Origin of the sequence: Qipengyuania oceanensis, from assembly GCF_009827535.1 — a bacterium.
GTDB classification, from domain to species: Bacteria; Pseudomonadota; Alphaproteobacteria; order Sphingomonadales; family Sphingomonadaceae; genus Qipengyuania_C; species Qipengyuania_C oceanensis.
The window spans coordinates 823,466-842,331 of record NZ_WTYN01000001.1 but is presented as its reverse complement, the minus strand read 5'-3'; the positions used below and the strand labels follow the sequence as shown (position 1 = coordinate 842,331).

The following is an 18,866-nucleotide window of genomic DNA, read 5'->3' as shown; positions in this document are numbered from 1 at the left end:
CCAATCTGGCTCCGGACCTACCGCCTACTCCGACTTGCGCGACTGGCGCTTGCGCTCGTGCGGATCGAGATAGCGCTTGCGCAGGCGGATCGTCTTTGGTGTGACTTCGACCAGCTCGTCGTCCTGGATATAGGCGATGGCCTGCTCCAGAGTCATCCGGCGCGGCGGAGTGAGGCGCACCGCGTCGTCCTTTCCGGTCGAGCGGAAGTTCGTAAGCTGCTTGGACTTCAGCGGATTGACTTCGAGGTCCTGCGGCTTGGCGTTTTCGCCTATGATCATGCCTTCGTAAAGCTTGTCGCCCGGCGAGACGAACAGGACGCCGCGGTCTTCGAACGAATTGAGCGCGTAGGCGACGGCTTCGCCCTGTTCCATCGAGATCATCGCGCCGTTCTGGCGGCCTTCGATCTTACCCCTGTAAGGCCCGTATTTCTCGAACAGGCGGTTCATGATGCCCGTGCCGCGCGTGTCCGACAGGAATTCACCGTGATAGCCGATCAGGCCACGGCTCGGCGCCGAGAAGGTGATCCGGGTCTTTCCGGAACCGGACGGGCGCATATCGGTCATCTCGGCCTTGCGCATGGCCATCTTCTCGACGACCGTGCCCGAAAACTCGTCGTCGACGTCGATGACCACCGTTTCATAGGGCTCTTCGCGACCATCGGGACCGTCACGGAACAGCACGCGCGGGCGGCTGATCGACAGCTCGAAGCCTTCGCGCCGCATCGTTTCGATGAGCACGCCCAGCTGCAGTTCGCCGCGACCCGCGACTTCGAACGCGTCCTTGTCGGCACTCTCGGAGATGCGGATGGCGACATTGCCTTCCGCTTCCCGCTCGAGCCGGTCCCGGATCACGCGGCTCTGGACCTTGTCGCCCTCGCGCCCGGCATAGGGGCTGTCGTTGACGGTGAAGGTCATTGCCAGCGTCGGCGGATCGATCGGCTGCGCGGCGATCGGCTCGGTGACCTGCGGATCGCACAGCGTGTTGGAGACGGTCGCTTCGGTCAGCCCGGCAATGGCGACGATGTCGCCGGCCTTGGCGCGGTCGACCGGAACACGTTCGAGACCCTCGTAGGCGAAGACCTTGGTGGCGCGGCCGCTTTCGACCAGCTTGCCGTTCACGTCGAGCGCCTTGATCGGCATGCCGACTTCGAGCGTGCCGCTCTCGATCCGGCCGGTCAGGATACGGCCGAGGAAGCTGTCGCGGTCGAGCAGGGTTGCCAGCATCGAGAAGGCGCCGTCCTGGTCGAGGCCCGGTGCCGGAACGTGGCTGGTGATGAGTTCGAACAGCGGCAGCAAGTCGCCTTCGCGTGCGTTCTCGTCGTCGCTGGCAAAGCCCGAGCGGCCGGAGGCGTAGAGCACGGGGAAGTCGAGCTGCTCGTCGTTGGCATCGAGCGAAACGAACAGGTCGAACACTTCGTCGAGCACTTCGGAGGGGCGGGCATCGCCGCGATCGATCTTGTTCACGACCACGATCGGCTTGAGCCCGAGGCCGAGCGCCTTGCCGGTCACGAACTTGGTCTGCGGCATCGGCCCTTCGGCTGCGTCGACGAGCAGGATGACGCCGTCGACCATGCTCAGGATCCGCTCGACCTCGGCCCCGAAGTCGGCGTGGCCGGGCGTGTCGACGATGTTGATGTGGAAGTTCTCGCCCTTCGACGAAACCCATTCGACGCTCGTCGGCTTGGCGAGGATGGTAATCCCGCGTTCCTTTTCGAGGTCGTTGGAATCCATGGCGCGCTCTTCCACGCGCTGGTTGTCGCGGAAGGTCCCGGATTGGCGGAACAGCTGGTCGACCAGCGTCGTCTTGCCGTGGTCGACGTGGGCGATGATCGCGATATTGCGCTGCGAAGTGGTCATGAGGAACGGAGCTTTCGAAAACGGGGAGGAGGCGCAGCCAGATGGCGCGCCAGCATTTCGTTCGCGCCCCTAGCCGCTCGACGCCGATGCTGCAATGCGGCAAGCGCGGCATGGGTGTTGCGCCAAGGTCACAACTGGCGAAAACCCGTTGAATCGTCCGAAACTTACGGATTGTCCCCCCGTTTACCTAACCGTAAGAGCCGCCCGTCAATGAGAACCAGAGGCGTCGCCGAAGCAGAGATGGCGCCCGAAAATCCCAACAGAGAGAGAACTTCATGCGATCTATCGCTTACAACACCGCGCGTGCCGCCCTTCTGACCGGTGCGGCCATCGTCGCCTTGCCCGGCGTCGCCCATGCGCAGGATGCTGACGTCATCGAAGACGTCCAGGAAGAAATCGACACCGACGGCGATAACATCAACGACGCGTCGGACGCGCAAGCCAACGTCATCATCGTTACCGCGACCAAGCGCGAACAGACGCTCCAGGAAACCCCTGTCTCGGTCAGCGTGACCAGCGGCGAAACGCTCGAGCGCGCGGAAATCCGCGATCTCGCCGATCTGCAGACGGTCGCGCCCTCGCTGCGCGTCAGCACGCTCCAGAGCAGTGCGAACACCACCTTCATCATCCGCGGTTTCGGTAACGGCGCCAACAACTTCGGTATCGAGCCGTCGGTCGGCGTCTTCATCGACGGCGTGTTCCGCTCGCGCTCGGCCAGCTCGATCAACGATCTCGCCAACGTCCAGCGGATCGAAGTCCTGCGCGGCCCGCAGAACACGCTGTTCGGCAAGAACGCCAGCGCCGGCGTCATCTCCGTCGTCACCCGCGAGCCGCAGTTCGACTTCGGCGGTTCGGTGAGCCTCACCTACGGCAATTACGACAATATCGTCGCCAAGGCCGACGTGACCGGCCCGATCACCGATTCCATCGCCTTCTCGCTCGACGGCACCTACAACAAGCGTGACGGATACGTCGACGTCGTGAACCTCGACGAGAAGATCAACGATCGCGACCGCTACGTGCTGCGCGGCCAGCTCCTGTTCGACAACGGCGGTGCGTTCCGCCTGCGCGCGATCGGCGACTATTCGAAGATCGACGAACTGTGCTGCCACGCGGCCAATGTCCGCGCCGGCACGACCGTTCCGCTGATCTTCGGTGTCGGCGGCGCAGTCGACGTCGAATCGCCGTTTTCCGACAAGGCCTATCTCAACGTCCTGCCGCTCAACGATATCGAGAGCTACGGCGGCTCGGTGCAGGCAGACTACGAAGCCGGCGCGCTGAGCTTCACCTCGATCACGTCCTATCGCGAACTGCGCAGCTACAACGTGCAGGACGTCGATTTCACCAGCGCCGACATCGTCAACCAGATCACCGACCAGGCGGTCGACACCTTCACGCAGGAACTGCGCGTCGCTTCGGACTTCGACGGCCCGCTCAACTTCCTGCTCGGCGGCTTCTACTTCGACGAATCGGTCGACCAGAACAGCGGTCTCGACAACGGCGCGAACAGCCGCCTGTTCTTCGACCTGCTGGCCGGCAGCGGCACGCCCGGAACGATCGGCTTCGTCGAATCGCAGCTCGGCATTCCGGTTGGTGCATCCTTCGCGCAGGGCCCGACGACGCGCGAGAGCTTCCAACTCGACAACACCTCGTGGTCGATCTTCGGCACGGTCGATTTCGAAGTCACCGATCGCCTGACGCTGACCGGCGGCTTCAACTACACCAAGGACAAGAAGGATTTCGCGCTCTCGCAGCAGTCGCTCGATCCGTTTGCCAGCGTGAACTTCGTCGACGCCGTGATCGTCGGCGGCATCGCACAGGCACTCAACATCCCGGCGTCGGCGGTCACTCCGACCGTGATCCAGAACTTCGCGACCAATGCTCCGGCCGGCTTCCAGCAGATCACGACCATCGCGACGACGCCGTGTTCGCCGACTTCGCCGCCGCCGTTCTGCAACCAGCTTCTGCCGCTGCAGCAGCTGCAGTTCCTGCCGCCGTTCCTCGCGGTGCCGAACGCCGTCGAACCGGGCAAGACCCGCGACGACAACTTCAGCTACACGCTGCGTGCGGCCTACGAGCTGACCGACTCGCTGAACGCCTATGTGACCTATGCAACGGGCTTCAAGGCGAGCTCGGTGAACCTGTCGCGTGACAGCCGCCCGACGAACACCGATTACACCGCCGGTCCGTTCGGCAGCACGATCCTCGCGCCGTCCTCGCCGATCCGCGATGCCGGTCTGGCAGTGCCCAACCTCACCACCGGTTCGCGCTTCGCCGGACCGGAAAAGGCCAAGGTCTGGGAAGTCGGCCTGAAGGGCGAATTCGATCGCTTCGGCTTCAACCTCGCGCTGTTCGACCAGACGATCGACGGGTTCCAGTCGAACGCCTTCACCGGCACCGGTTTCGCGCTCGCCAATGCGGGTTCGCAGTCGGTCCGCGGTTTCGAGCTCGATTCCTCGGTCAACCCGGTCGATCCGCTCGTCCTGACCTTCGCGCTGACCTATCTCGATTCGAAGTACGACAGCTTCCCGGGTTCGGCAGTCGGCGACCTGACCGGCCAGCCGGTAGCGGGTGTTCCCGAGTTCTCGATCGCGACCTCGGCGACCTACACGCACGAATTCGGCACCACGGGTAACCTGCTGATCGGTCGCCTCGACTACTACCACGAGAGCAACACGCAGATCCTCGACGGCATCCCGGGCTTCCCGGACCCGATCGGCATCGCGCGCAACTATCGCCGCGAAGTGAACCAGGTGAACGGCTCGCTCACCTTCGTCGCCGACGCTGGCTTCGAGATCGCGGGCTGGGTCCGCAACCTCACCAACGAGCGTTATCTGACGACGATCTTCCCGGGTGTCGCCCAGCCGGGCACGATCTCGGGCTATCCGAGCCAGCCGCGCACTTATGGTGTGACTGCGCGCTACCGCTTCTGAAGCGGCGCATAGCGTTAAAAAGGGGAGGGCCTCGCCGGCGATGGCGGGGCCCTTTTTCTTTGCCCGAGACTCTCTAGAGCGAGCGGAGCGCCTGTGCAGGCCGAGCCCGCAGCAACGGCAGCGAGCCGCCGATCGCGAAGCCGAGGACCACCGCGATGCCGGCACCGAGTACGGCCAGCACGGTCGGCCAGTCGGGCAGCCAGTCGAACTCGAACAACTGGGTGACGACCAGCCAGGCGGTCAGGCTCCCGAGACCGAGCGCGACGACCGCGAGGACCAGTGCCAGCAAGGCATATTCCGCGAATTGCATGAGCAGGATCTGGCCACGGCTCGCACCAAGCACGCGCAATACGACGGTATCGTAGGTGCGCGCGGCCCGTGCGGCTGCGATGCTCCCGAGCAATACGGCCAGACCTGCCAGAACCGCGACCGAGGCAGCGGCGAAGGTCGCAAGGCCGACTTGGGTCAGGATCGTGCGTGCCTGGGCGAGCACCTGCCCGATCTCGATCACCGAGCTCGACGGGAAGGCATTGACCAGCGCGCGCAGCAGCGGCCCGGTGGGAGTTTCGCCGGGCAGCTCGATCGTCGCCGCGATATTGTGCGGCGCATCCTCCAGAGCGTTGGGCGAGAAGACGAGTACGTAGTTGAAGCCCATGCTTTCCCAGTCGATACGTCGCAGGTTGGCGACGCGCACGGTGCGCTCGACACCGAGCAGGGCGACCGTCAGGTAATCGCCGATCTGGAGATCGATAGCGGCGGCAAACTCCTCGTCGACCGAGACCAGAGGTTCGCCGTCATAGCCGTTCGGCCACCAGGTCCCGTCGAGGATCGTGTTGCCGACCGGCAAGTCTTCCGAATAGGTGAGGCCGCGCTCGCCCCGCAGCGGCCAGGCGCCATCCGGGATTTCCTCCAGTTCGGCGACCTGCGTCATCGCATCGCGCGGGCCGTAGGCAGTGATCGAGCCGCGTAACGCGGGAACGGTGCGGATGGCGGCCTCGGGCTGCTCTGAGCGGACCAGCGTTCCGAATTCGTCGATCCGGTCGCGCGGGATGTCGAGCACGAAATAATCCGGAGCCTCGTCTGGTACGCGCCGCTCGATGTTTCCGTCGATCGCGGTCTGGATCGCCGCCAGCACCACGAAGGCGGCAAGGCCGAAGCCAAGGGCCGTGACCAGCGCTCCGGTGTTCGAGCCAGGCCGGTGGAGGTTTGCCATTGCATTACGCAGGATCGGATTGCCCGGCCGGGGAAGCGCGCCGACACCCTTGCGAATGGCCCAGCCGATCAGGCCCAGCAGCGCCAGCACCGCTGCGGCGCCGGCGAGGAAACCTGCGGTCAGCAGCGGTTGTGCGGCGCTCAGCAGCGCCAGCGCGATGATCGCCAGCAGTCCGCCGCCGACCCAGCGCAATGCCGTCCGGTCGCGGCTGAGCGGCGCAACGCGGGCGCGCATCAGCGCCATGGCCGGAAAGTTTCGCGCGCGGATAATCGGCGTCGCTGCGAACACGAGCGCCACCAGCAGCCCGTAGGCCAGCGCACTCAGGAGTGCGAGCGGAGCGACGGTGACGCCGCCCTCCACCGGCAGCAGCCCGGACAGCGCACCGGCGAGAAGCGGGGTCACCGCTACGCCGACCGCCAGGCCTGCAAGCGAACCGACGAGCGCCGCCGCGCCAATCTGGAGGACGTAGATGCGCGCGATGTCGGTGCTGGTCGCGCCCAGTACCTTCAGCGTCGCGATACTGGTCCGTCGCGCTTCGAGATAGGATGTCACCCCGCCGCCGATCCCGATGCCGGCGATGATCAGCGCGGCAAGACCGACCAGGGTCAGGAATTCTCCCATCCGGTCGACGAAGCGGTCCGCACCGGGCGAAGCGCGATCACGCGTGCGCAGCTCGAAACCGGAGAGCGGGAAGCGCTGGTCGAGCACTTCGGTCGTTGCCTCGAGATCGGTCGCCGGATCCTCGAGCGCAATGCGATACTTGCTGCGAAACATCGACCCGGGCGCGAGCAGGCCGGCGGCTTGCGGTACGTCGTCGGCGACGATCACCGTCGGCCCGAGCTGGAAACCTTCGCCCAGCCGGTCGGGCTCGGTGCGGATGATCCCGCCGACGCGCAGGCTCGCCGTGCCGACCTCGAAACTGTCGCCGACCTTGAGGCCGAGCCGGTCGAGTGCCCCTTGCGCCAGCCAGGCCCGGCCCGGTGGCGGTGCGCCGACCTCGCGACCGTCCTCCAGCACGAAACGGCCATATAACGGGTATTTCGCGTCGACTGCCTTCAGTTCGACCGGCGCGTTGTTCTCCCCTGCGCGCGCGACGACCTGCAGCCGCGTCCCGCCGGAAACCGTGCCCAGTTCGCGGAAGGCAGCCAGTTCCTCCTCGTTGGGAAGCCGCTGCCAGACCGACACCTGGATGTCCCCGCCCAGCAGTGCCTGCCCGCGATCGGAAAGCTCGGTCTCGATCGCGGTCGTCAGCGTCCCGATGGCAGCAATCGCTCCGGTGCCGAGAAACAGACAGACGAGCAGCAGGCGCAACCCCTTGAACCGGCCATTGAGATCGCGCCGCGCGATCGTCCAGGCAGTGCGCCATGGCAGGTTGGCGTTCATCTCGCTCCCGTATCGGTGGCGATGCGCCCGTCGGCCAGCGTGACCACGCGGTCGCAATGCTCCGCCAGTTCCGGATCGTGCGTGATGACGACCAGCGTCGCGCCGGTTTCCGCGCGACGTGCGAAGAGGATGTCGACAATCTCGTGTCCGGTTGCCGCGTCGAGGTTGCCGGTCGGCTCGTCGGCGAAGATGAGGTCCGGGCGCGGGGCGATCGCGCGGGCTATGGCGACGCGTTGCTGCTCGCCGCCCGAAAGCTGGGTCGGGTAATGGTCGAGCCGGTGGCCGAGGCCGACGGCTTGCAATTCTTCCGCGGCGCGTTCGCGCGCGCCTTCCATCCCGGCCAGTTCCATCGGGGTGGCGACGTTTTCGAGCGCGGTCATGGTCGGCAGCAGGTGGAATGCCTGCAGCACGATGCCGATCCGCCCCCGCCGGGCGAGCGCGAGACCGTCCTCGTCCATCGCCGCGAAATCCTGGCCGGCGACGTCCAGCGATCCGCCGGTAGCCCTTTCCAGGCCGGACATGACTGCCATCAGGCTGCTCTTGCCCGACCCCGAGGGCCCCAGCAGTGCGAGCGTTTCGCCCTTTGCCACATCGAGGTCGATCCCGCGCAGGATCTCGACCGGCGCGCTCCGGCTGCCGAGCGTGAGGGTGACGTTACGGGCGGAAATTGCAGGGGGAGGGCTTGCCACAGCCGTGCGATGGCATAGGCATGGGAACCGCACAAGCCCGCTCACGCCAGTTTCAAGGAGTCCGCAGATGCGCCTGCGCTTTTCGTCGATCGTTCCCTTCGCTGCCGCGCTGGTGCTGGCCGGTTGTGGCGGGGCGCAGGAAGGGGAAACCGGCGAGCCGAGCGCGCAGGTCTCTCCCGACGAGGTGCCGGTCATGGGACCCGAACGCCATATAGTCGCTTTCGGCGACAGCCTGTTCGCAGGCTATGGTCTTGGCCCGGGCGAAAGCTATCCGGAGCGGCTGCAAGCAGCCCTGCGGGCGCGCGGCATCAATGCACAGATCGCCAATGCAGGTGTGTCGGGCGACACGACCGCCGCCGGGCGCCAGCGGATCGCCTTCACACTCGACGCGCAGGAGAAGAAGCCCGATCTGGTTATCGTCGAACTTGGCGGCAACGACCTGCTGCGCAGCATCGATCCGGCGCAGACGCGCGAAAATCTCGCCGCCATCCTGGACGAGATCACCGATCGCGATATTCCGGTGCTGCTGATGGGGATGCGTGCGCCGCCCAATCTCGGCCCCGATTATCAGCAGCGTTTCGATGCACTCTATGGCGACATCGCCCGCCAGTATGGCGCGGAACTGGTCCCGTTCTTCCTCGAGGCTATCTACCAGAGGCCGGAGCTTTTCCAGGACGACCGGATCCACCCGACCGCGGTGGGGATAGAGGAGATCGTCGGCGCGACCGTGTCGCAGGTCGCCGAAGCGCTGCCGGACGCGGCGAACGACAACTAGCCGATCTTGCGCACCGATCCGCCGGCCACGCGCCAATAGGCGCTCGATCCGACAATTTCGTCGAATGGAGCAGGTTCGGTTCCCGTCATCCAGACCTGGGCTGCGCCTTCGTTCAGGCGCTCGAACAGTGCCGCGCGGCGACGCGGATCGAGATGGGCAGCAACCTCGTCGAGGAGCAACACGCTCGGCCGCCCGCGCGCGGCCAGTTCCGAATGGGCCAGCGTCATGGCGATCAGCATCGCCTTCTGTTCACCGGTCGAACAATCGGCGGCAGGCATCGCATTGCGGGACATCGTCACCGACAGCTCGTCGCGCTGGGGACCGGTGAGCGTGCGTCCGGCGGCACGGTCGCGCTGCCGGTTGGAATGCCAGCGGGCGGCGAGTTCTGCGCGGTCTAGCGGACCACCCGCGTCATAGGAGAGAGCAGGGCGTGCGAAGGGCTCGTCCGGCAGGTGCGATAGCGCTTCGACGAGGTCGGCAACCAGCCGTGCTCGCCCTGTTGCCAGCGCAAACCCGTGTTCAGCCATCTGCGCCTCGATGCCGTCGAGCCAGGCCGGATCGGGCGCGGCATCGTCCGCGAGCAGCCGGTTGCGTTCGCGCAAACCCTGCTCGTACCGGGCCGCGTGGCGGGCATGAAGCGGGTCGAGCGCCACGGCAAGCCGGTCCATGTAGCGTCGCCGCGCACCGGCACTGTCGGCGAAGAGGCCATCCATTGCAGGCGTCAGCCAGCTCACCGCGACCCATTCGCCGAGCGCCGTCGCCGGGGAGGGCGCGCCGTTAATCTGGACGTTCCGCCTGTTCGGGTGGGCTGCTTCCACGAAGGTCGCGAGGCGCACGCTTTCCCCGCCGGTCGCCAGCGATGCGCCGATCGCGAAGCCGCCGTCACCCCCATTCGAAGCCATATCGGACGGACGGTTCCTGCGCAGTCCGCGTCCGGGCGCGAAGAGCGACAAGGCTTCGAGAACGTTGGTCTTGCCCGCGCCGTTCTCGCCCAGCAACAGGTTGAGCTTGCCCGCACCATCGAGCGCGGTTTCGGCATGATTGCGGAAGCGGGAGAGGGCGATGCGGTCGAGCATTTCGGGTCGTGCTGCTGGTAGCCAGCGCGGGCTCGGATAGCCACTAAAAGGGCGATTTCCGAAAGTTGGTCATTTTCACCAACAATCGGCGTCGAGCGATGGTCAAAAACGCGTCGCTAGGATGAACAATGGCTGAATTCCGTCATTTGCGCGAATTGGCACACCCTATGCAAAGAGTTGGGTGTCGGTGGAAATCACTCCGCCGGCAGGTAAAAAGGGAAAAAATACCATGTCACTCTCCAACCGTTTTCTTGCAGCCGTAAGCTCGATCGCTTTCTCGGCCGTCTTCCTCGCCATGGCGATTGCGCCCGCTTCGCCCAGCCTCGTCGGCTCGGGAGTTCTCGCATGAGCAAACTCGACGTCCGCCCGGTTGGTACCCCGCCTTCGCGCGAGTTTCGTCTCGACCGAAACAACGGCAAGATCTGGGGCGTATGCTCGGGGATCGCCAACTACTTCGGGATCGACGCGACCATGGTCCGCATCGGCTTCGTGCTCGGCACGCTGATCGGCTTCGGTTCGCTGATCCTGGTCTACCTCGCGATCGCCCTGATCGCAGACTGAGGGGGTCCCGCGAGGGACCTCCTCCTCACCATTCTCACATGGCCGAGATGCCGCCGTCGAGCTTGAGCTCGGCTCCGGTCATGAAGCTGCTCTCGTCGCTGGCGAGGAACAGCACCCCGTCGGCGATTTCCTGCGGCACGCCGACCCGCTTGAGCGGAATCTGCCGCGCCAGCTTGCCCATCACCACGTCCTTGGGATGTCCAGAATTCCGCGTGATCCCGTCCAGGATCGGTGTATCGACGAACGTCGGGTGGACCGAATTGCAGCGGATGTTCCATCCCATCTTGCCGCAATAGAGGGCGACCGATTTCGACAGCATCCACACCGCCGCCTTGCTGGCATTGTAGCCCGGCATGGTATCGCTGGCGATCAGACCGGCGATCGAGCTGATGTTGATGATCGACCCGGGCTGGTTGTCCTTCATCAGTGGCAAGGCCTTCTGGCAGCCAAGAAACACCGAATCGACATTGATCGCGAAGCCCTTGCGCCATTCCTCCAGCGTGCAGGTCTCGATATTGCCGCGAACGCCGACCCCGGCGTTGTTGACGAGTACCGACAGGCCGCCGAGCTTGTCTGCCGCCATCTCGATCGCCTCGTCCCATTGTTCGGGACTGGTGACGTCGTGCTGCATCGAAAAGGCGGTATCCGCGCCATGCGCGTCGTTGATCGCCGCAGCCGTCGCGGCCGCACCTTCGCCGTTGATATCGGTACACAGAACTCTCGCGCCTTCCCGCGCGAGCGTCATGCAATGCGCCGCACCCAGACCCTGCGCCGCGCCCGTGACCAATGCGAGCTTGCCCGCTACCCGACCTGCCATCTCTACTCTCCCGCTAGAATCTCGTTTGCCAGCAGTATGAGCAGGCGCACGTCGATCCCGCAACCTTCCTCGCGCTTGCTGCGGCAGAATTCGCCGAGGCCCGAAACAGGGATGCGATGCACGGTGATGTTCTCGCCATGCACGCCGCCGCCATCACCGACCCTGGTCAGTCCGCTTGCACGAACGAGCGTGAAACTCTCGCCGAGCATTCCGGGCGAGGAAAAATAGGTGCCGCAATCCTTGAGCCGCGCGGCGCGATAGCCGGTCTCTTCCTCGAGCTCGCGTCCGGCCGCGGACAGCGGATCGTCCTTCTCGCTCTCGTCGTGGTCGCCGATCAGGCCGGCAGGCAGTTCAAGGCAGTTGCGACCCAGCGGCACGCGATACTGTTCGACCAGAAGCACGTGACCGTCTTCGACCGCGAGGATCACCGCCGCCTTGATTCCCCTGCTGCGCGAGACATATTCCCAGCGCCCGCGCTTCTTCGCGGTGACGAAATCTCCTTGCCAGACGATCTGCTCGTCCGCGTCGTGATCGGGGACGGACAGGGTCAGACCTCGATCAGCCGGTCGGGCAGTTCGTTCTGGTCGTCCTCCGACCGGGGGAAATGTTCGGACAGCACCGCGCCCACATCGCGGATCCCGGCGGCGAGGCCTTCCGCAATCCGGCCCTGTTTGATCTCGACCAGCATGTCGGCCATCGCCTCTCCCCAGACCTCGGCGGGAACCAGGGCCGCGATCGGTTCGTCGGCAACGATCTCGGCGCGGTGTTCGCGCATCGAGAGATAGAGCAGCACGCCCGTGCGCCCGTGGGTCCGGCGTTCGGCTCCGACCCTGAAATGCGCGACGGCGCGGTCGTGTACCCGCGCGGTCTTTACCGGCGGCGGGACGAGCCAGAACTTGAGCGGTTGCCACAGCTGGAACAGCAGCACGCCGACGAATTTCATCAGCCCGAAGCCGATGATCAGCGCCGCGAATTCGCCGAGCGTCCATTCGGGTACCCAGCCGCCCCACAGCCAGGCAAGCTCGGGCAGGAAAACATCGGGCAGGGCCGCCAGCAGGCTCATCGCGGTGAAGGCAGCGGCGATCGCCCACCACAGGGCGATGTCAGTGTAACCGTCCGACCGGTCGGCGAGGACAGTCACGATCTCGCCGGAAGTATGGAGTTCGGCTTCCGCGACCGCAGCGGTCACCGTGTCATGCGCTTCCGCGCTCAGATACTTCCCCATGTCACCACCCCCCGGAGGCGCCGCCGCCTCCGAAACTGCCGCCACCGCCGGAGAAGCCCCCGCCGCCACCGAAGCCGCCGCCGCCCCAGCCTCCGCCACCCCCGCCGCTCGCGCCGCGGGCAATGGCCTTGCCGGCTTCCCACAGGATGATGTCGCCGACCGCGCCGCCAACACCCCTGCGGCGATAGCGCTTGCCGCCCCTCAGCATGGGCAGCACGAAAAAGAAGAACACGAAGGCGATCCAGATGATCGCCCCGATGGGAAAGCCGCCGTCGGACTGGCTCTCGCTGGCCTGCTGGACCACCGCCCGCGCCTCGTCTTCGGGCAGTTCGAGCTGGCGCACCAGCGCATCGGTCCCTGCGATGATCCCGCCAGCCATGTCGCCGTCGCGGAAGCGCGGGAGGATGTCCTGCTGAATAATCACCGAGGAAAGCGCATCGGTCATTACGCCTTCCAGCCCGTAGCCGATTTCGACGCGCACCTTGCGATCGTTCGGCGCGACGATCAGCAGCGCACCGTCGTTGCGCTCGGCATCGCCGATGCCCCACGCCCGGCCCAGCTGGTAGCCGTAGTCCGCGATGTCGTAGCCTTCGAGATCGGGGATGGTCGCGACGACGAGCTGGCGCTGGGTGCGGGTTTCCAGCCCTTCGAGCTGCGCTGTCAGCTGCGCCTCTTCCTCCGGCGAGAGCAGGTCGGCGTTGTCGACCACGCGACCGGTCAGCTCGGGAAAGCTCGGTTGCGCCCATGCGGGCAGGGCGAGAAGCCCCGCCACGAGGGCGAACAGGAGGGCGAGGCGGCGCATCGAACCGCTCAGTTGGCGGTCATGTCGATGGTCGGTGCGACCTCGGCCCCTTCGGTGGTGGCCTTGTAGGGCACCATCGGCTCTGCACCGTGGATGATGTTCGCGCCGATCGTGTCGGGGAAGGTGCGGATGGTGGTGTTATACTGGCGCACCGCCTCGTTGTAGTCGCGGATCGACACGGCAATGCGGTTTTCGGTCCCTTCGAGCTGGCTCTGCAGCGCGAGGTAGTTCTGGTTCGACTGGATTTGCGGATAGGCTTCGAAGCTCGCCAGCAGGCGGCCGAGACCCTGGCCGAGCTGGTTCTGCGCCGCCTGGAATTCCGCCATTTTCTCGGGATCGCTCAGATCGTCGCCCTGGATGTTGATGCCGGTCGCCCGGGCGCGTGCATTCGTGACTTCGGTCAGGATCGCGCGCTCGTTCTCGCCGGCGCCCTTGGTCACTTCGACCAGGTTCGGGATGAGGTTGGCGCGGCGCTGGAACTGCGCCTCGACATCGGCCCACTTCGCCTTGGCGTTTTCTTCCGCGGCGGGGACGGAGTTGATCCCGCAGGCCGCGAGGCCGAACGAGGCCATGGCGACCAGCGCATAGCGGCGGATGGCAGTGAAGTTCATGCGATTGTGCTCCCTTTGGGCCGGCCTCGAGCCGACTGCGTGTTACCTTGTTAGCACACCTGCGCCGCGCTTCAAGAAGGATCGAGGGCTTGCAATCCGAATGTCAAATGACACAAAGCGATCGGACAATTCACCGACAGGGAGTGGCCCATGAGCCTGGGGACCGAGTTCAAGAAATTCATCGCGCGCGGCAATGTCGTGGACCTCGCGGTCGGCGTCGTCATCGGGGCGGCGTTCAGCGGGATCGTGACCCAGCTGACCGAGGCGATCATCATGCCGGTCATCGGCTGGATCTTCGGCGAGATCGATTTCTCCAACTGGTTCATCCGCCTGGGTGACGTGCCCGAAGGGTACGAGGGGGCACTCGACAATTACGAGCAACTCAAGGAAGCCGGCGTCGCCATGATCGGCTACGGCGCGCTGATCACCGCGGTCATCAATTTCCTGATCGTCGCCTTCGCTCTCTTCATGCTCGTGCGCAGCGTGAACAAGGTGACCGAAGAAATGCAGAAAAAGCAGATGGAAACGGAAGACAGCTCGCAGAGCGACGAGGTGCCGACCGATCCGCAGCTCGACGTGCTCAAGAAGATTCTGGCCGAATTGCGCCACGGCGACGGTGCGAAGCCGGACTACGCGCCCGAGAAGGGTCCGATGGGGTGAGCGGATACACTTCACATTAACGCGAGCGCGCCTATATAGGGTCTGCTCGCTTCGGCGGGCTATGGCGATAAATTGCGGTGTGCAATAGGCACAGCGGACCCGGGGGCAGTACCCGGCGGCTCCACCACAAAGGGCGGTTTTCCGCCATTTGTGAAGGGGCCGAACCAGGATCGACGTGTGTTGAAAGACACTGTTTTCGCCCGGGCTGAGTAACCCGTTCAAGGCTCAAAACACACAAGTGCCAACGATAACGAAGCACTCGCAATCGCTGCGTAACCTGACGGCCTAACGGCCTGATCTTACAAAGCTAAAGCGCGGTTGGACCCACCGGGCAACAGAAGCGGATTCCGGGGCTCCGGGGGTAGCTAGCAACAGAAACCCCCACCTTCGCTCAGCGCCAATTTACTATCAGGCGGAATTTGCTGCGAAGCGGCACTCAGCTTTCGACGATGGCCTCAGCTTCCACCACCTTGTTTGCAGCCTGTTCGTAGCGGATGGCGTCGAGGATCTTCGCGCCGCCGAGGAATACCGCGCCGGCAGTCGCTGCGAACAGGATCCAGCCGCCCCAGCCGGGATACTGGACCGTGTAGTGCGCGCCGCGGGTCATCGCGCCCAGCGCCAGCGCGTATATGATCAGATACGCTTCGAACCGCGTCTTGATCGTGAACAGCCGCTTGACCTTGGCGAGCATGAAACCTCTCGTCGGTGGTTAACAAGAGGTTACCTTACGCCTGCGATAGATGGTGGCAAGCGCGTTAACCGAGTTCCTGCAAGTCGAGCGCGTCGAGAAGCGCGCGTCGTGCCGAAACGACACGCGCCTCCAGTTCCGGGGAACCGAGCTGTGCGGTCGCGATGGTTTCGGGCCAGTGCTCTGCCACGACCTTCTCGATCAGCGTCGCCTTGGCATCGTCCAGCAGGAAGCGCCGGTCGACCGTGGCGGGATCCGCCACTACGCGAAGCCGCAAGCAGGCGGGGCCGCCGCCGTTCGCCATCGACTGTTTCACGTCGACCGGGATGACCTGGCGGATCGGGCCGTTGCCCGCGAGCATGTGTTCGAGCCAGCTCCAGACCGCGGCGCTTTCCTGGCATTCGGTCGGGACAACCAGCGCCATCTCGCCCGACGGCAGGGTGAGGAGCTGGGCGTTGAAAAGATAGGTCGCGATCGCTTCTTCGAGGCTCACCGCATCGGCTGGAACCTCGACAACCTCGAGCTGCGGAAAAGCTGCTCGAATCGCGTCGTAGGCTGTTTCGCGCTCGGCAAAGGCCTGTTCGTGCGTGAACAGCACGCGCCCGTTCGCCACGGAGACGACATCGTTGTGGAATGCCCCGGCTTCGATCGCGACCGGGTTCTGTTCGATGAAGACCGACCGATCCGGCGCGAGGCCGTGGAGGCGAGCCACCGCGCGGCTGGCCTGTTCATGCTGGCGCGCGGGGAAACGCCCGCCCGGACGGCCATAGACGAAGACTTCGACGCCAGGCTCCTCGTGGCTGGTGCAGAAGCGCATGTGGTTTGCCGCCCCTTCGTCGCCGAAGCTGTCGGGCACGGCCTCGTGGACCGCGAAGTGCCGATCGTCGCCGAACGCGATCTTCAGCTGCGCTTGCGTGTCGCGCCATTCCTGTCCCCGGTGCAGCATCGTCACCAGATTGGCTGGGGTCAGGTGGCAGCGCCCGTCGGCCGTGTCGGGCGCGGGACTGACCGTGGCGGCATTGGCGGTCCACATGCTGCTGGCCGACCACGCGGCGGCGAGCAGCGCACGGTCGGCATTCTCGTCGACGGCAAGCCGATCGAGCAGCACATGATTGGGGCGCGGCAGCGGCAGCAGAAAACCCTGCGCGAGGCCGAGCGCCATGTTGGAGCGCATTTTGGCGATTCCCTGCAGCGCGGCGGCGCGCGGGTAGGAAGTATCGCCCGCATGGCTGGTGGCGGCGAGATTGCCGAGGCTGAGCCCGGCATAGTTGTGCGACGGGCCGACGATCCCGTCGAAGTTGATTTCGACCAGCGTGCTCAACGTACCACGCTCCACACCGTATCGCCTGGGCTCACGTGGAGAATATCGGCGCTATGCGCGTCGATCGCGATCGTGCCGTCCTCGCCGATCGAGCGTGCGCCGTAGCAGCAGCGGAAGTCGGCCAGCTTGCCGGTCGCCAGCAGTGCCCGCTCTCCTTCGCCGAGGTCGACTGCGGAGACTTGTCGCTCAGCCGCTTCGGCGACGCTTTTCACCTGGTCGGTCTTGGCGATCATGGTCGGGCCGCCATCGAAGATGTCGACGTAGCCTTCGAAGGCGAATCCCTCGTTCTCGAGCATCCGCATCGCCGCGCGCCCTGTCGGGTGGGGCACGCCGATCACCTCGCGCGCATCGTCGTCGAGCATGGCGATGTAAACGGGGTGCTTGGGCATCAGGTCGGCGATGAACTGGTTGCCGTTGATCGCATTGAAGTAATCGGCTTCCTGGAAGTTCATTCCGAAGAAGCGCCCGGCGACGCCGTCCCAGAAAGGCGATCCACCGCGCTCGTCGATGATCCCGCGAAGCTCCGCCAGCACCCGCTCCGCGAACCGCTTGCGGTGCATCGCGATGAACAGGTAACGGCTACGCGCGAGCAGCAGGCCGAGCCCGCCGGCGCGCTCGTTGGGGTGGAGGAAAAGCCCGCCCACTTCCGAACAGCCTTCCAGATCGGTGACCAGGCTGAGCAGTTCGGCGCGTACCGTCCGGTCGAGCTCCTGGCTGTGCTGGGTCAGCGTCGTCATGCGATAGGAATAGAAAGGCCACTGCTGGCCGACCTGCGTCATCAGCTGGCAGGTGCCGCGCACCGCCTTGTTCTCCACATTCTCGAGCACCAGCACGAATTGTTCGTCGGCGAGTTCGTCGGCATCGTTATCAAAGGCGTTTTCCGCCCGCTGGAGCTTGCCCGACAGCGCATTGCGATCGGCGGGCAGGTTGGTGAAGCCGCCCCCGGTCAGCTTGGCCATTTCGTACAGCGGCTCGAGGTCTTTCGCGCGCGCGGCGCGGATCACGAAACTCAAAGATGTTCTCCCGATGCCAGCCGCTGCAGGACGAGCGCGCTCAGTGCGGCCCGTTCCGCCAGCGAGGCGGTGATGAGGAATTCCTGGGGCGAGTGGATCGATCCTCCGCGCACGCCCATCGTGTCGACCACCGGCACACCGCAAGCCGCGATATTGTTGCCGTCGCAAACGCCGCCGGTCGATTGCCAGCCGATCTTCTGGCCGAGCGCGGCGCCGCAGTCCCTGACCAGATCGAACAGCTTCTGCGCGCGCTCGTCGACCGGCTTGGGCGGGCGGGTGACCCCGCCATGCGTGTGGATCGATACTTCGTGCGATTTCTCGATTTCGGCGACCAGTGCCTTCAGATCGCGCGCGAATTGCTCCGCCGCCTCGACCGCCTTGGGGCGGATGTTGAAGCGCAGGATGGCAAGATCGGGGACGACGTTGTTGGCCGCGCCGCCATCGATCTTCGCCGGGTTCACCGACAGTTGCGGGCCGTGCATCGCCTTCAGGCGCACCGCGAGGTCCGCCGCGGCAACTATCGCGTTGCGGCCATCGTCCGGGTTGCGGCCCGCGTGGGCCGACTGGCCGGTGATCGTGAGCGAATAATTGCCACTGCCGCCGCGCGCATGGGCGAGCGTTCCGTCGGGCAGGGCGGACGGCTCGTAAGTCAGTGCCGCGTACTTGCCGCGTGCCAGTTCCGCGATCAGCCCCGCGCTCGAGAGCGATCCCGTTTCCTCGTCGGAATTGACCATCACGTCGTAGCCGATCCTTGCGGCGTCGGGCGAGGTCTCGAATGCGATGAGCGCATGGAGGATGACGTTGAGGCCGCCTTTCATGTCGGCCAGGCCCGGGCCGTTGAGCACGCCGTCTTCGAGCCATTCCTGTTCCTGGAACGGGTGGTCCTTCGGAAATACAGTGTCCATGTGCCCGGTGAACAGCAGCCGCCGGTCGGCTTCGGGACGCACCCGCAGGACCATGTGGCGACCATGGCCTTTCTCGACTTCACGGCCTTCGGCATCGACCACCGTGACCGGTGCGGGTTCGACCAGCTCGATCTCGCCGGGCAGCGCGGAGAACGCGTCCGCCAGCGCCGCCGCCTGCCGCGCGAGCCCGGCGAGATTTGCCGTGCCGGTATTGATCGCGGCCCATTCGCGCGTCTGGGCAAGCATGGTATCGCCGTCGATCGGATCGATCAGGGACTTCTGCGAGGGTTCGAGATGTTGCATCGGCATGTGCCTTAGCCGCGCGGCTGCGCCAGTC

General features: G+C 65.3%; 17 protein-coding genes and 1 other RNA gene. 5 read left to right on the top strand and 13 right to left on the bottom strand.

Annotated features, from left to right (window positions below; all coding sequences use genetic code 11):
- Nucleotides 1–24: 24 nt before the first annotated feature.
- The gene (gene typA / locus GRI48_RS04175) at nt 25–1,857 is read right to left on the bottom strand and encodes a translational GTPase TypA (RefSeq protein WP_160671829.1); all 1,833 of its coding nucleotides are present in this window, start codon (nt 1,855–1,857) and stop codon (nt 25–27) included.
- A 275-nt stretch (nt 1,858–2,132) separates the two neighbouring features.
- Here typA and GRI48_RS04170 point away from each other — a divergent pair, with 275 nt between their 5' ends.
- Nucleotides 2,133–4,790, top strand: a complete 2,658-nt coding sequence (locus GRI48_RS04170) for a TonB-dependent receptor (RefSeq protein ID WP_160671826.1) — start codon at nt 2,133–2,135, stop codon at nt 4,788–4,790.
- Between the two features lie 73 nt (nt 4,791–4,863).
- On the opposite strand, the gene GRI48_RS04165 is transcribed toward GRI48_RS04170, so the two are convergent.
- Both GRI48_RS04165 and GRI48_RS04160 read right to left on the bottom strand, forming a co-directional pair.
- Nucleotides 4,864–7,386: an ABC transporter permease gene (locus tag GRI48_RS04165; protein WP_160671823.1), complete on the bottom strand. Its 2,523-nt coding sequence runs from the start codon at nt 7,384–7,386 to the stop codon at nt 4,864–4,866.
- Entirely contained in the window at nt 7,383–8,075 is a 693-nt protein-coding gene (locus tag GRI48_RS04160) for an ATP-binding cassette domain-containing protein (protein ID WP_160671820.1), read from the bottom strand. Before GRI48_RS04160 ends, GRI48_RS04165 begins: the two co-directional genes overlap by 4 nt.
- A gap of 67 nt (nt 8,076–8,142) precedes the next feature.
- Here GRI48_RS04160 and GRI48_RS04155 point away from each other — a divergent pair, with 67 nt between their 5' ends.
- Nucleotides 8,143–8,850, top strand: a complete 708-nt coding sequence (locus GRI48_RS04155; RefSeq protein WP_160671818.1) for an arylesterase — start codon at nt 8,143–8,145, stop codon at nt 8,848–8,850.
- Here the strand turns inward: GRI48_RS04155 and recF are convergent.
- A complete protein-coding gene (gene recF, locus GRI48_RS04150; RefSeq protein WP_160671815.1) occupies nt 8,847–9,926 on the bottom strand; it encodes a DNA replication/repair protein RecF in 1,080 nt (359 codons plus the stop codon). The two genes, GRI48_RS04155 and recF, sit on opposite strands and share 4 nt — an antisense overlap.
- 345 nt (nt 9,927–10,271) lie before the next feature.
- Between recF and GRI48_RS04145 the strand changes: the two genes are divergently transcribed.
- Entirely contained in the window at nt 10,272–10,487 is a 216-nt protein-coding gene (locus GRI48_RS04145; protein ID WP_160671812.1) for a PspC domain-containing protein, read from the top strand.
- Nucleotides 10,488–10,521: 34 nt separating this feature from the next.
- On the opposite strand, the gene GRI48_RS04140 is transcribed toward GRI48_RS04145, so the two are convergent.
- The 5 genes from GRI48_RS04140 to GRI48_RS04120 all read right to left on the bottom strand — a co-directional run bounded on the left by GRI48_RS04140 (nt 10,522) and on the right by GRI48_RS04120 (nt 13,942).
- Nucleotides 10,522–11,304: an SDR family oxidoreductase gene (locus GRI48_RS04140; RefSeq protein ID WP_160671809.1), complete on the bottom strand. Its 783-nt coding sequence runs from the start codon at nt 11,302–11,304 to the stop codon at nt 10,522–10,524.
- A 2-nt stretch (nt 11,305–11,306) separates the two neighbouring features.
- Nucleotides 11,307–11,732 carry an NUDIX hydrolase gene (locus tag GRI48_RS04135; RefSeq protein ID WP_337190764.1) on the bottom strand — a complete coding sequence of 142 codons (426 nt, stop codon included), beginning with the start codon at nt 11,730–11,732 and terminating at the stop codon, nt 11,307–11,309.
- 119 nt (nt 11,733–11,851) lie between these two features.
- On the bottom strand, nt 11,852–12,529 hold the full coding sequence (locus GRI48_RS04130) for a TPM domain-containing protein (RefSeq protein WP_160671806.1): 678 nt from the start codon (nt 12,527–12,529) through the stop codon (nt 11,852–11,854).
- Nucleotide 12,530: 1 nt separating this feature from the next.
- Nucleotides 12,531–13,331, bottom strand: coding sequence for a TPM domain-containing protein (locus tag GRI48_RS04125; RefSeq protein ID WP_160671803.1), 801 nt, complete (start codon nt 13,329–13,331; stop codon nt 12,531–12,533).
- A gap of 8 nt (nt 13,332–13,339) precedes the next feature.
- Nucleotides 13,340–13,942, bottom strand: coding sequence for a LemA family protein (locus GRI48_RS04120; RefSeq protein ID WP_160671800.1), 603 nt, complete (start codon nt 13,940–13,942; stop codon nt 13,340–13,342).
- A gap of 150 nt (nt 13,943–14,092) precedes the next feature.
- Here GRI48_RS04120 and mscL point away from each other — a divergent pair, with 150 nt between their 5' ends.
- On the top strand, nt 14,093–14,602 hold the full coding sequence (gene mscL / locus GRI48_RS04115) for a large conductance mechanosensitive channel protein MscL (RefSeq protein WP_160671797.1): 510 nt from the start codon (nt 14,093–14,095) through the stop codon (nt 14,600–14,602).
- Nucleotides 14,603–14,608: 6 nt separating this feature from the next.
- Nucleotides 14,609–14,951, top strand: a transfer-messenger RNA (tmRNA) gene (gene ssrA, locus GRI48_RS04110).
- Nucleotides 14,952–15,038: 87 nt separating this feature from the next.
- Here ssrA and GRI48_RS04105 read toward each other — a convergent pair.
- The 4 genes from GRI48_RS04105 to GRI48_RS04090 form a co-directional block, all read right to left on the bottom strand.
- Nucleotides 15,039–15,293 (bottom strand): hypothetical protein, encoded by a 255-nt coding sequence (locus GRI48_RS04105; RefSeq protein ID WP_160671794.1) that lies wholly within the window; start codon nt 15,291–15,293, stop codon nt 15,039–15,041.
- 64 nt (nt 15,294–15,357) lie between these two features.
- Nucleotides 15,358–16,611, bottom strand: a complete 1,254-nt coding sequence (locus GRI48_RS04100) for an N-succinylarginine dihydrolase (protein ID WP_160671792.1) — start codon at nt 16,609–16,611, stop codon at nt 15,358–15,360.
- Nucleotides 16,608–17,624 carry an arginine N-succinyltransferase gene (locus tag GRI48_RS04095; RefSeq protein WP_160671790.1) on the bottom strand — a complete coding sequence of 339 codons (1,017 nt, stop codon included), beginning with the start codon at nt 17,622–17,624 and terminating at the stop codon, nt 16,608–16,610. The genes GRI48_RS04100 and GRI48_RS04095 overlap by 4 nt, the downstream gene beginning before the upstream one ends.
- Nucleotides 17,621–18,832 (bottom strand): hydrolase, encoded by a 1,212-nt coding sequence (locus GRI48_RS04090; RefSeq protein WP_160671788.1) that lies wholly within the window; start codon nt 18,830–18,832, stop codon nt 17,621–17,623. The genes GRI48_RS04095 and GRI48_RS04090 overlap by 4 nt, the downstream gene beginning before the upstream one ends.
- Nucleotides 18,833–18,866: the final 34 nt, after the last annotated feature.

Coding starts and splice junctions, on each gene's coding strand:
- GRI48_RS04120 (WP_160671800.1), bottom strand. CDS start 13,942: ATGAACTTCACTGCCATCCGCCGCTATGCGCTGGTCGCCATGGCCTCG.
- GRI48_RS04145 (WP_160671812.1), top strand. CDS start 10,272: ATGAGCAAACTCGACGTCCGCCCGGTTGGTACCCCGCCTTCGCGCGAG.
- typA (WP_160671829.1), bottom strand. CDS start 1,857: ATGACCACTTCGCAGCGCAATATCGCGATCATCGCCCACGTCGACCAC.
- GRI48_RS04125 (WP_160671803.1), bottom strand. CDS start 13,331: ATGCGCCGCCTCGCCCTCCTGTTCGCCCTCGTGGCGGGGCTTCTCGCC.
- mscL (WP_160671797.1), top strand. CDS start 14,093: ATGAGCCTGGGGACCGAGTTCAAGAAATTCATCGCGCGCGGCAATGTC.
- GRI48_RS04140 (WP_160671809.1), bottom strand. CDS start 11,304: ATGGCAGGTCGGGTAGCGGGCAAGCTCGCATTGGTCACGGGCGCGGCG.
- GRI48_RS04130 (WP_160671806.1), bottom strand. CDS start 12,529: ATGGGGAAGTATCTGAGCGCGGAAGCGCATGACACGGTGACCGCTGCG.
- GRI48_RS04155 (WP_160671818.1), top strand. CDS start 8,143: ATGCGCCTGCGCTTTTCGTCGATCGTTCCCTTCGCTGCCGCGCTGGTG.
- GRI48_RS04105 (WP_160671794.1), bottom strand. CDS start 15,293: ATGCTCGCCAAGGTCAAGCGGCTGTTCACGATCAAGACGCGGTTCGAA.
- GRI48_RS04170 (WP_160671826.1), top strand. CDS start 2,133: ATGCGATCTATCGCTTACAACACCGCGCGTGCCGCCCTTCTGACCGGT.
- GRI48_RS04165 (WP_160671823.1), bottom strand. CDS start 7,386: ATGAACGCCAACCTGCCATGGCGCACTGCCTGGACGATCGCGCGGCGC.
- GRI48_RS04090 (WP_160671788.1), bottom strand. CDS start 18,832: ATGCAACATCTCGAACCCTCGCAGAAGTCCCTGATCGATCCGATCGAC.
- recF (WP_160671815.1), bottom strand. CDS start 9,926: ATGCTCGACCGCATCGCCCTCTCCCGCTTCCGCAATCATGCCGAAACC.